Raw genomic sequence first — 12,468 nt, 5'->3', positions numbered from 1 at the left:
GCAGGGGATCATTCGGGCAGGGCGAAGGCGTACAGGTAATCGCCCTGGCCGCGGTTGAACATGGTGTGGCCACCGGCATTGATCACCACATACTGGCGGCCCTGGTAGCGATAGGTCATGGGTGTGGCGGTGGCATCGTTGGGTAGAGTGTGTTGCCACAGGGTGTTACCGGTGTTCACGTCAAATGCCCGTATTTGTCGGTCCATGGTGGCGCCAATGAAGAACAGCCCTCCTGCGGTGGCAATACCGCCACCGAGGTTGGGTGTGCCCCATTCAATCTGAAAGGGAGCTGTAACCGGCCCCATCTCATGTACGGACCCGAGCGCGGTTTCCCAGGCAATGGTGCCGCCATACAAGTCCACTGCCACCAGCTTGCCCCAGGGCGGCGGGTTGCAGGGCAGGCCCAGGAACGACTGCAGGCTGCCGATTTCCACGGCATACGGCGTGCCCTGCATACTCACCCGCATGCGCTGGCCCGCAGCGGGGTGACTGCCTTGTGGTATGGCACTTGCGGTCTCCCTGATCAGTTTGCCGGTAAACGCGATATTGTTGACGTTCACCAGCAGGATACCGCTATCGCCGAGTAGCGCGCCGCCGCCCCAATTGGCACCACCCAGGCTGCCCGGATACATCAGGGTAAGGGTCTCGCTGATGGGCGTGAACAGCCCCAGATTATGCAGGTTGCTCAATTGCCTGCGGCAGTCAGCCCGATCAAGCGGTGTTAGTCCCCAGGCATCCGCGGGCATCAGGAAGCCGTCCAGCAAGGGCGGTGGAGCGATGGGTTTGGGCTGCGTGGGGGCAGTGATCTCACCGGGGATTTGCGACGGTGGTACCGGCTGTTCGGTGATTTCCCACAATGACTCACCGGTAAGCCGGTTGAGCACAAACACAAACCCCTGTTTGGTAAGCTGGGCAAGTGCGGGCACGGGAGTACCATCGCGCGTCCAGTCGAACAGGATAGGCTGCGCCGGGGTATCGTAGTCCCACAAATCATGGCGTACGTGCTGGAATTGCCAGCGCAGCTTGCCGGTGGCAAGCTCGAGGGCGACGACGCTGTTGGCAGAAGGATTGGCGCCGGGGCGGTCAACCCCGTAATAGTCCGGTGATGGTGCGCTGGTGGGTAGAAACACCAGGCCATGTTTGGCATCGGCCGACATGGGCGCCCAGACATTGGCACTGCCGCTGTGCGCTTGGCCCTGCAGGGGATCAAACTGCCATAACAGGCGGCCGTCGCGACTGGCGAAGGCCTGTACCGTGCCCCGGGGCGTTGTGGCCCGGGCAAAATCGATAATGCTGGAGCCGACGACGATAACGCCATTGGCGATCACCGGGGCAGAGGAATTGCTGACCTCACCAGCGGGCGTGTCCACGCTGCCGTGCAACGCTATTCGGCCCTGATCGCCAAAGCCTGCGCAGGGGCGGCCGTCGCGGGCGTCAATGGCCCAGAGCCTGCGATCATGGGTGGCCATATACAGGCGATGGCGACAATGGCTTGCCGCGGGGGCTGAGGGCTCTTCGGCGTAACTGACTCCACGGCAGCGAAACGGGCGCTCGCCGTCGCGATCAATGCCCGGGTCAAAGTCCCAGCGCTGTTTCCCCGTACCCGGGTCCAGGGCGATAACACGGTTATAGGGTGTGCAATAGACCAGGCTGGCACCGGCAGCCTCGGGCAGCAGGATGGGAGTGCTCTGGGCCGAGGTGTTGGCCAGTTCAGCACCAAAACGTGCGGCATCGCCACTGCGAAAAACCCAGGCCACATCAAGGTCGGCAACATTCTGCCGGTTGATCTGGGCCTGCGTGGAATAGTGGCGGCCACCAGCATCACCACCGTAGAACCCCCAGTCCTGGTCTTGCCCGGCAGCCATGGCTGGGTGTAGTGCCAAAACCAGTGCCAGCGCCAGGCGACAGCGCTGCAATGCAAGCGAGCATCGCATTCCTGTCAATCCCGGCGCGGGGTAATCCGTAGCAGGGTGGGGGTGCCACCCTCGGATTGCCAGGTGGGGAAGTGGGAATTACTGGTATACACCGCACCGTCGGCTTCGGAGATTTCAACATCGCGGGTGAAAAATCGCTGCCGCGGCATGGGATATACCTGCCACTGCCTGCTTTCGATCTCGAACGAGAGCAGCGTGTCGGACTGGTTACCATTGACCCACACCATGCCCCGCTCGCGGTCCACATTCAGTGCATAGGGGATTTCGTTGACCACGGGCAGTGGATAATCGGTGTAGGTAGCGCTGTTCGGGTTGTATTTCACCAGCAGGGAATCCTGGAAGGCGACAATCCACAGGTTGCCATCGGCATCGGCGCGCAGGCGGCGGGGGCCTTCATAGGGAAAGTCCACCATGCTCACTGTGTCCGTCTTCGGATCAATGACCGCCAGGTCATTGGCATACAGCCGCGCCACCCAGACCCGGCCGTCCGGTGCAACGTCGATACCGTAGGGCATGGGCAGGCCTGTGCCATCGCGGTCCGGGGAGGGCTGTGGCCGGGTTTCCGGGTCCAGCCAGAACAGCAGTGGCAATGCCTTGAGTATCAGCCACTCGCGGATGCTGCGTGCGGGCAGATCATAGACTGTGAATGCGCGGGTACCCCGGTCAAACATGGCCACCTGGTTCGACAGTGCCAGGGTAAACCAGACCCGGTCCTGGTCATCGGTGCGGATAGTATGCGGATAGTAGCCCCGTGGCATGTCGTGAATGGTGAACGCCTTGGTGACCGGATCAAATTCCAGCAGGGCTTGCTGCATGGAGGGCGTAATGAAAATGGCGCCATCCTTCTTCGAGTAGGCAAACGAGTGCACCCCCATGTAGTTGTCCATTTTCGGGAATACGGTGAAGCGATTGCCCAGGATGCCGCCAACCCTGGCACCCTCGTGATGGGGTACCTTGTACACGGTGTAGGCGCCCGTTTCCGGATCCACCTCATAGATACGATCAAACAGATTGTCGCCCACATAGACGTAGCCGTTGGGGTGCAGCAGGAAGTCGTGCATCTGCGAAAAGCCGTCACCCAGGGGCCATTCGGTATACTCCACCTGTGCCAGCTGCGCATCCCAGGGACGGGGCTCCGGTACCTGCCCCGGATGTTCCCGTAGCTCGCGCAGCTCACGCTGTAACAACTCGGCAATGGGCTTGTGGTCGGGCTCCGGCAACCTGGCGCCATAACTGTTCATGCGCTCCATGACGCTCACCCACTGGTCGACGGTACGTTCATTGCGCATGAACGGGGATGCCTGCTGATGGCAGAAAGCGCAGTTGAGCTGAAAGGTCTTCTTGAGTTCGGCATCGCCGCCAAAGTGCAACTGGGACAGCCAGACATTGGAGGGATAGCTGGCCACTTTCTGTGCCGGGGTCATGGGCTGCAGAACAACGGCAATATCCTGCTGATCGAGTGGTACCTGGATATGCGCATCCACATAGCCCTGGGCGCGTATCCGGATGCTGGAAGCTGTAGCGGTGTCATCAATGGTGACGCTGCCCCCGGCATCCGTGAATGCAGTTGTGGCTACCGCGGCCTGGTTGCTGACACCGTGAGGTGGGTAACCGTTATCGCTTGTGTCAACTTCGGGTACGACCAGCGGGGTACGGGTGACCATGGCGGGGTTTATCGGTTGCCCCTCGGGATTGGTCACCCTCAGGGTTACGGCCTCGGTGCCAACGGCGAGCAGGCCCAGCAGTAATAGTACGAAGGAGTAGCGGGTTCTCATTATTGTATCCACCAGTGCAAGTGTCTCGATTATACCGTGTGGCGACGGTATCGTCATGGCGTGCCTTTGTGGCGCTGTGACCACAGCGGTATTAAGCTGAAAGGTGATTCCCACAACAGGAAGGATTCCGATGCCCGACAAGAATGCGTTTCACAGCCAGAAGGTGGACGAAGTACTGGAGGCACTGGATTCCAGTCCGGAAGGGATTACGCCCGGGGAGGCAGAAAAGCGTCTCGCGGACCTGGGCCCCGAACGGGAAGCACCCGCCCGGGCCAGCGCGCTGCGGCGTTTTCTGGGTCACTTTCATAACCTGCTGATCTATGTGTTGTTGGTATCCGCGGCTATTACCGCGGTGCTGGGTCATATGATTGATACGGTGGTGATCCTGGCTGTCGTGATCATTAACGCGGCGATAGGCTTTATCCAGGAAGGCAAGGCCGAAAAAGCCATGAACGCTATCCGCAATATGCTGGCGCCACGTGCCGAGGTGCTGCGCGACGATCATCGAACCAGTATTGATGCGAGTGAACTGGTCCCGGGTGACGTGGTACTGCTCGAGGCCGGTGACCGCGTGCCCGCCGACCTGCGCCTGCTGCGCAGCCGCAGCCTGAGCATCCAGGAAGCTATCCTTACCGGGGAATCCGTAGCCACCGACAAAAATACCGAACCGGTGGCGGAGGATGCTGCTCTGGGTGATCGCAGCTGCATGGCTTTTTCCGGCACCATGGTGGTTGCGGGGCAGGGCCGCGGCGTGGTGGTGGCTGTTCGTGAACAGACCGAGATAGGGCGGATTAGCCATATGCTGGAAACGGTGGAGCCCCTGACCACGCCGTTACTGAACCAGATGACAATATTCTCCCGGCGGCTGACCGCGGTGATTCTCGTCATCGCAGGCGCGCTGTTCAGCTATGGCTACTGGGTTGGCGGCATGGGCTTTGGCGAAACCTTCATGGTGGTTGTGGGGTTGTCAGTGGCCGCAATTCCCGAGGGATTACCGGCAATTCTGACTATCACCCTGGCGGTCGGCGTGCAGGCCATGGCCCGGCGCAATGCCATTGTCCGGCGCTTGCCTGCGATGGAAACGGTGGGCTCGATTTCGGTGATCTGTAGCGACAAGACCGGCACGCTCACTCGCAATGAAATGATGGTGACCTCGGTAATGACCGGGGAAAATGAATTCACCGTTACCGGTGAGGGCTATGACCCGGTGGGCGATGTACTGCTGGATGACAACCCCGTTCACGCCGGGGATCACCCCCAGCTGAAGCATCTTGCCCTTGCCGGCCTGCTATGCAATGACGCCGAACTGAATAAACACGAGGATGACTGGCAGATTTCCGGAGATCCCATGGAAGGGGCTCTGCTGGCACTGGCCTGCAAGCTTGACCTCAGTAGCACGACGGAGTCAAGGAACTGGGAGCGAACCGATGGTATTCCATTTGATTCCGCCGAACAGTATATGGCAACGCTGAACCACAACCATGAGAACGAGGCCTTTATCTTCGTCAAGGGCGCCCCGGAGCGTCTGTTGCCGATGTGCAGGGACCAGCGCAAGACCGATGGTGGCAATGAGTCGCTGGACCAGGACAGATGGGATCAGTGCATGGAGGCGATGGCGGAATCGGGCCAGCGAATGCTGGCGATCGCCTGTAAGCCGGTGCCTCCCGAGCACACGGTGCTGGAGCGCAGTGATGTCGAGGAAGGGCTGGTACTGCTTGGATTGACGGGCCTGATCGACCCCCCGCGAGCAGAGGCAATCGACGCCATTGCCGAATGCTACACCGCCGGTATCAAGGTTAAAATGATCACCGGCGACCACCCGGGTACCGCGGCCGCGATTGCCCGGCAGATCGGGATGCAGAATCCCGACAAGGTACTCACGGGCAAAGAACTGGAAGACATGGATGACGATGCCCTGGCGGATGTCGTGCTCGACTGCGACGTGTTTGCCCGCACCAGTGCCGAGCATAAACTGCGGCTGGTAGTGGCCCTGCAGGGCCACGGCATGTCAGTGGCCATGACCGGAGATGGGGTTAACGATGCGCCGGCCCTGAAGCGCGCGGACGTGGGTATTGCCATGGGCCAGCGCGGCAGCGAGGCGGCCAAGGAAGCGTCTGAGCTGGTGCTTGCCGACGATAACTTTGCGTCCATTGTGGCTGGCATACGCGAGGGCCGCACGGTCTATGACAATATCAAGAAGGTGTTGGCGTGGACGTTGCCGACCAACGGCGGTGAGGCGTTTACCATAATCGTCGCGATAATGCTGGGTATGAGCCTGCCGATAACGCCGGTACAGATCCTGTGGATTAACCTGGTTACCGCAGTCACTCTGGGGATCGCGCTGGCGTTCGAGCCCACCGAACCGGGCACCATGGAGCGGCAACCACGGTCTCGGGACGAGCCCCTGCTCACCGGCGATCTGGTGTGGCTGATAATCCTCATCTCGAGCCTGTTTGTTGCCGGTGTGTTCAGTATGTACAGTTACGCCATCGAGCGCGGCTACTCCATTGAACTGGCCCGGACCATCGCCTTGAACACCCTCGTGGTGATGGAAATATTCAACCTGTTCTACATTCGCACACTGTACGGCACCTCTCTCAGCTGGCGCGGCTTGCGTGGCACACCGTTTGTCTGGCTGACGATCACGGTCGTGGTGCTTGCCCAGTTTGCCATTACCTATGCGCCATTCATGCAGGCTATCTTCGGCACCGAGGCGGTGTCTCTGCGCGATGGTGCAATAATTGTCGCGGTGGGTGTGGCCCTGCTGTTCATTATCGAGATCGAGAAACAGCTTCGTCTGCGTCTGATGCGAAGACGGGCCCGTTAGCTGCCTGTTTCTGCAACAGCCCCGAGGCAGCGCCCGCCGCGCTTGGGTATTATCGATTTTTTCAACGCGCCCGGTTACCCTGTCGGTTGATGGCAAAAGGAATATGACGTGATCGACCTCGCTGTTGTGCACAGCTCACAATTTTATGAATGGGCTGCTCTGTTGTCACTGGCTGCGGCCGTGGGTTTTATCGGCCTGCAGCTGCGCCAGCCCATGGTCGTAAGCTTTATTGCGGTAGGTATCCTCGCCGGGCCCTCTGTTCTCAATATTGTGCAGAGCCAGGACAACATTGACCTGATGGCCGAACTCGGGATTGCGGTGCTGCTTTTCCTGGTGGGCCTCAAACTCGACCTCAAGCTGGTACGCTCTCTTGGCCTGGTGGCGCTGGCAACGGGTCTGGGTCAGGTACTTTTCACGTCGCTGTTCGGTTTTTTGCTGGCGCGTGCCCTTGGCATGACGACGATCGTATCGATTTACGTTGCGGTGGCGCTGACATTTTCCAGTACCATTATTATCGTCAAGCTGCTGTCCGACAAGCGTGAAGTGGATTCCCTGCACGGGCGCATTGCGATCGGTTTCCTGATTGTCCAGGACCTGGTGGTCGTCCTGGCAATGATGCTTTTATCCTCTGTAGGCGTCGGTGCCGACAATGCCGACGGTGGTGCCCTGGGGCGTATTGTCGGTACCGTCGTCAACGGTGTGGGAATGCTGGTATTTGTGTTGCTGTTTATCCGCTACCTGGCAACCCCCCTGGTCAAGCAAATTGCCTACTCTCCCGAGCTGATGGTGACATTTACCGTTGCCTGGGCGGCGCTGTTCGCTGCCGCCGGCCATTATCTTGGCTTCAGCAAAGAGCTGGGCGGATTGCTGGCGGGGGTTTCCCTGGCCTCTACGCCCTATCGCGAGGCGATTGTTTCGAGACTGGGCTCCCTGCGGGATTTCCTGCTGTTGTTTTTCTTCATCGCCCTTGGTGCCAAGCTGGATCTGGGTTTGCTCGGTGCCCAGATTGGCCCGGCAATGGTGTTTTCGGTGTTTGTCCTGGTGGGTAACCCCCTGATTGTCATGGTAATTCTGGCTATTCTTGGTTATCGCAAACGCACCGGTTTTCTCGCCGGCCTCACAGTTGCCCAGATCAGCGAATTCTCACTGATCTTTATGGCCATGGGCATGACCCTGGGCCATGTCGATGCCGAGGCACTGGGGCTGGTTACCCTTGTCGGGCTTATCACTATCGCTATATCGGTATACATGATTACCTGGTCACATGTGCTTTACCGGCTACTGGAAAGCGCGTTGGGAATATTCGAACGCAGCAACCCGACCCGGGAAAAGCTGATTGATGAGCAATCCTTCGGAGCCCGCCATTACGATGTGATTCTATTTGGCCTCGGGCGCTATGGCAGGGCGATTGCACACTTTCTGGGAGAGCAGAATCTGCGGATACTGGTGGTGGACTTCAATCCCGAAGTGGTAAACCGCTGGCGCGAGCAGGGTGGTGACGCCGTTTTTGGCGATGCTTCGAACCAGGAATTCCTGGCATTACTGCCAATAGATAATGTGAAATGGGTAGTGAGCGCGTTGCCTCAGCACGATCTGGGTATCACTCATGAAGATCCCAGGCTGCTCGTCATCAATGGTCTCAGGGAGCGCGGCTTCAAAGGGCGTATTGCAGTAGTCAGCCATTATGTCAGCGATGTCGAAGGCCTGAAAGATAAGGGCGCGGACCTGGTGCTGGCACCGTTCACCGATGCCGCAGAACTCGCCGCTGCCAGGTTAATGGAGCAGATGCCGCGATGAGCCTTTTATCGAACCCTCCGGTGACTCTATACTGGGCGCTTTTGGCGAAGTGCTGTGACACTTTGTATGGAAAAGGCGAGGGTAACAGGCTTGGGAGATAACAAAGACGATCAGGGGCCGGGCACACCGGACGAGGATGCCACTGAGCTGAATCCGGATGAGTCTTTGCCGGGTGAAAAGAGCGCTGCTCCGGCGCCCCCTGGAGAGTATACCGAGTATAAGCCTTCCACCCTGACCTCTGCCGGGTTCGATCACGCGCGCCAGCTTGCGCAGAAAGCCCGCACCGAGACAGGCCGTCTGCTTAAAAAGCGCTTCGTGCTTGAGGATGTGCTTGGGGAAGGCGGTATGGGCCTGGTATACAAGGCTCGAGACTTGCGCAAGGTCGAGGCCGAGGACCGCAATCCGTATATCGCGGTCAAGGTGCTGGGCCAGAATTTCAAGGATCATCCCCAGGCTTTTGTTTCACTGCAACAGGAGGCCGTGAAGTCCCAGAAACTGGCGCACCCCAATATCGTTACCGTGCACGATTTCGACCGCGACGGTAATACCATTTTCATGACCATGGAGCTGCTCAAGGGTGACCCCCTGGATAGCTTGCTGAAGCTGGAGGCGCCGTTCGGCAAGGAAGTCGCATTGCGCTACTTCAAGGATCTTTGCGCCGGACTCGATTATGCGCACAAGCGCGACCTTATTCACTCCGATTTCAAGCCGGGTAATATTTTCGTGACCACCGGTGGTACGGTGAAAATCCTCGATTTCGGCATTGCCCGTGCAGCGGGCAAGAGCGCGATGAATAGCGACTATGATGCAGGTGATCTCGGTGCCCTGACGCCTGCCTACGCCACCGTAGAGATGGTAAACGGTGAGCCGCCGAGCTTTAGTGACGACGTTTACGCCCTGGCCTGTGTGTTGTATGTCATGCTGACCGGGGAACATCCCTATGACCGCAAGAGTGCCGCCGATGCGAAGGCCGGCAACCTCAAGCCGGCCCGTCCGGCCTGCCTGAATAATCGGGAATGGCAGGCTCTCAGTGCAGGGCTGGCCATTGATAAAACCCGGCGTCCGCCAACGGTTGACGCCTTCCGCACTTTATTGCTGCCGCAAAAACGGCGCGGTGGGTTTAAAAGTATTGCGGCGCTGTTGGTGTTGGCGCTTGGCGCCGGTGGCTGGTTTGTTTACCAGCAGCACCAGACCGAGCTGGAGCAGCAACGCGCAATAGATAATCGGCTCCAGGTCGCCAAAGACTGCCTGTACACCGATGATTTCAAGTGTGCCATTGAAAATGCCCTGGTGGTGAGAAGCCTGGTTCCGGAAAATATGGAATCCGGCCGGCTTCTGGAATTGGCGGAACAGGGGCAGGCCGATGCGGAACAGGCCCGGGTCGATGCGGAGCGGGCGACGCAAATTATGGGCCATTTACAGGAGGCCCAAAGTTGCCTGGACGAGGCGCAGGTTGACTGTGCGCGGGCAGCCCTCGCTGAGGCCCGGGAGGCCGGGGCGCAACCGGCAGAGCTATACCCGATCCAGCGCGCGGTTGATGCGCTGGATGATGAGCTCATGGCCTCTGCACGTGACCGTGAACAGCGCCTCGATTTGCTGCTGGAGGAAGGGCGTGCCTGCCTGGAATCCGGGAACTTTGACTGCGCTGACGACCGCGTAGCGCAGCTGCTGGCAGCTAATCCCGACAGTTCCCGTGCCACGGAATTGCGGCGATCAGTAGCCAGCGCTCGCCAACAGCAGCAGTTTCGTGAGACAACAGTGGCTGGCTTTTTGCAGGAAGCGCAGGACTGTCTGGAGCGGAAGAATTATAGTTGCAGTATTGCCAAGTCGGAGTCGGCGCTGGCCATCATACCTCGCCACCCTGACGCCAGTGCCATGATCAGGCGCGCTGACGAGGCACAGCAAAAGGCGAAAAAGAATATTGCCATTGAATAGGTTGTTGTGGCCACATACCGTGACCACGATGGCCCTGGGGAGCTTTACAATGAAAAAATTAACAACCGTATTTTGCCTTACCATGGCAGCCGCCAGTACCAGCCAGGCCAGTTTTTTCAAGGACCTGGCGGAGTCCGTGCAAAAAATCGCCCAGGACAGCGCCAAAGAGATGGTGGTCGAAACTACGAGCCAGTTGGTGCGGGACATGATTATTGGCTACACCACGGTTCAGGTAAAAAGCGATACCGAAGTGCTGGATGACTTTGCGCAAGAGAATGAGGATTTACCTGTCAATCCCCGGGTGACGTCTTATCGTTCTGAAATATTGCCGGGGTCTTCGGTGCGGCCGGGTACCAGAGTGCGGATTAAATCTCACATGGAGGTGGTGCCCGGCAGCAGCGGCACCAGTGCCGACATCCAGGAGCGTCTTACCATCTGGGATAATGACGACAATAGCGTCGCGCTCAACAGCATGACTAAAAAGCCGGGAGATAATGCCGGTAAAGGCGGCGCGTTCACCACTGAATTCAGCTTCGCATTACCCGAAGGATTACCCCAGGGAGTCTATCCGGTGAGTACAGACCTGATGCTCAATGGCGACCGGGTAGGCGACCAGCGCCATGGTTTGCAGCTGGTATTGCAGGTGGGTTCCGATGGTAACGGTCAGCTGGTGGCTCTGGCTCGCCGTTGACAGGAGTTCCCGGATGCGCATCAGGCACCGGGCAGTTCAAATCGCTCTCTCAGGAAATGGGCAATGCCGTCTTCGTCATGGTGGCCAATAATGGCGCTGGCTGCGGTTTTTACTTCAACCTTTGCATTTTCGGGCGCATAGCATTCGTCAGCCAGGGCGAACATGCTGAGGTCGTTGTCGCTATCGCCAAAACAAACGACTTTGTCGATGCCCAGTTCTGCTTTCAGCAGGGTAACAGCGCTCCCCTTACTGGCTTCGCTGTGGTGTATGTCAATCCAGCTGAGCGTGGGGCCCTCCAGGGCGTCCCCGCTATAGGCCACCAGATTTTCTTCCGAGTCCACCAGTGTTGCGATTGTCCGGATAGCCTGGGGCGCCCCCAGCGCGCTGATATTGGTAATATCGGCCGTGGCGGGCATCTGTTCCACCGGCAGTACCGCTACCTCTGAGCGCTTCGCAAAGTCCGCTGCCAACCTTCGTTCGGTATCGTTACGCAGGGGCGTGTGGTAGACGGCATGGCGATTGCCCGGTTCCAGGGTGAAGATAAAGGGCGTTACCTCCTGCGCCAGGACGGCTTCCAGCACATGCTGGATTTCGCTCTGGGTCAGAAAGGATGTGAAGCTGTAATCGATGGTTTTCGGGCACCAGATCATTACCCCGTTCTTGTAGATCTGGGGCAGGGAAAAACCGTGGCCGTCCAGGATGTCTCTGGCGGCATGCAGTGTCCGGCCAGTCGCTACCGTGTAGGCGATGCCTTGCTCTGCAAGTAGTTGCAGGGTCTCCCGTGTATAGGGACTGATTTGTGAGCGTTTATCCAGTAATGTGCCGTCAAGATCAAAAACAACCAGTTCCACAGTATCTCCAGGTATGTGCTGCCCCGTTCAGCCGGGGCCGAAAGCGTACTCGCCGCCTCTTGCCAGGGCAAGTTTATAAGCGGGCCTGGCATGGATACGGTCGCGGAACGCAGCCAGATTAGGGAAGGGGTCAAGTGTGTGCAGCAAGGGGGCAATTTCGACAACAAAAGATAGCTGAACATCCGCGCCACTGAAGGCATTGCCAACGAACCAGTCAGTGCCCTCCAGTGCCCGATTGAGATAGCCCAGATGCCGGTTCAGTTCATCGTTGATGCGCGGCTGAAGGCCCGCGCCACCATCCGCAAGACGGGACGTGTACATTTTCAGCATCAGCGGCAGCATCGCGCTACCCTCTGCATAGTGCAGCCATTGCAGGTAATCTTCGTATTCATCGCTGCCCGTGGCCGGTAGTAATTTGCCACCGCCATGGTGGCGTAGCAGGTAGTCGATGATCGCGCCTGATTCAATCACGGTGCGGGTACCGTCTCCCAATACGGGCGATTTGCCCAGTGGATGCACGGCTTCAAGCTCCGGTGGTGCCAGGTTGGTTTCGGCATCACGCTGGTAACGCTTTATTTCGTAGGGTAGTGCCAGCTCTTCCAGTAACCACAGTACGCGCTGGGAGCGTGAATTATTTAAATGATGAACAACGAGCATA

At 58.6% G+C, this 12,468-nt stretch carries 8 protein-coding genes; 4 read left to right on the top strand and 4 right to left on the bottom strand.

Annotation, left to right across the window (positions count from 1 at the left end; translation table 11 throughout):
* Positions 1-8: 8 nt before the first annotated feature.
* Both CWI75_RS12025 and CWI75_RS12020 read right to left on the bottom strand, forming a co-directional pair.
* Positions 9-1,934 carry a pyrroloquinoline quinone-dependent dehydrogenase gene (locus CWI75_RS12025; protein WP_241521194.1) on the bottom strand — a complete coding sequence of 642 codons (1,926 nt, stop codon included), beginning with the start codon at positions 1,932-1,934 and terminating at the stop codon, positions 9-11.
* A gap of 5 nt (positions 1,935-1,939) precedes the next feature.
* A complete protein-coding gene (locus tag CWI75_RS12020; RefSeq protein WP_175580216.1) occupies positions 1,940-3,709 on the bottom strand; it encodes a Vgb family protein in 1,770 nt (589 codons plus the stop codon).
* Positions 3,710-3,839: 130 nt separating this feature from the next.
* Here CWI75_RS12020 and CWI75_RS12015 point away from each other — a divergent pair, with 130 nt between their 5' ends.
* The 4 genes from CWI75_RS12015 to CWI75_RS12000 all read left to right on the top strand — a co-directional run bounded on the left by CWI75_RS12015 (position 3,840) and on the right by CWI75_RS12000 (position 10,959).
* Positions 3,840-6,536: a cation-transporting P-type ATPase gene (locus CWI75_RS12015; protein ID WP_101521726.1), complete on the top strand. Its 2,697-nt coding sequence runs from the start codon at positions 3,840-3,842 to the stop codon at positions 6,534-6,536.
* A gap of 108 nt (positions 6,537-6,644) precedes the next feature.
* Positions 6,645-8,333, top strand: a complete 1,689-nt coding sequence (locus CWI75_RS12010; RefSeq protein ID WP_101521725.1) for a cation:proton antiporter — start codon at positions 6,645-6,647, stop codon at positions 8,331-8,333.
* A gap of 90 nt (positions 8,334-8,423) precedes the next feature.
* Positions 8,424-10,268 carry a serine/threonine-protein kinase gene (locus CWI75_RS12005; protein WP_162300060.1) on the top strand — a complete coding sequence of 615 codons (1,845 nt, stop codon included), beginning with the start codon at positions 8,424-8,426 and terminating at the stop codon, positions 10,266-10,268.
* A 49-nt stretch (positions 10,269-10,317) separates the two neighbouring features.
* Complete coding sequence (locus CWI75_RS12000; protein WP_146003585.1) at positions 10,318-10,959, top strand: hypothetical protein; 642 nt, start codon at positions 10,318-10,320, stop codon at positions 10,957-10,959.
* 20 nt (positions 10,960-10,979) lie between these two features.
* Here CWI75_RS12000 and CWI75_RS11995 read toward each other — a convergent pair whose 3' ends face one another.
* Positions 10,980-11,810, bottom strand: a complete 831-nt coding sequence (locus CWI75_RS11995) for an HAD family hydrolase (protein WP_101521722.1) — start codon at positions 11,808-11,810, stop codon at positions 10,980-10,982.
* Positions 11,811-11,837: 27 nt separating this feature from the next.
* On the bottom strand, positions 11,838-12,467 hold the full coding sequence (locus CWI75_RS11990) for a glutathione S-transferase family protein (RefSeq protein ID WP_101521721.1): 630 nt from the start codon (positions 12,465-12,467) through the stop codon (positions 11,838-11,840).
* Position 12,468: the final 1 nt, after the last annotated feature.

It is taken from the genome of Kineobactrum sediminis, from assembly GCF_002868715.1.
Lineage (GTDB): Bacteria > Pseudomonadota > Gammaproteobacteria > Pseudomonadales > Halieaceae > Kineobactrum > Kineobactrum sediminis.
The sequence above is the reverse complement of the archived record's forward strand: the minus strand, read 5'-3'. Positions and strand labels throughout refer to the sequence as shown.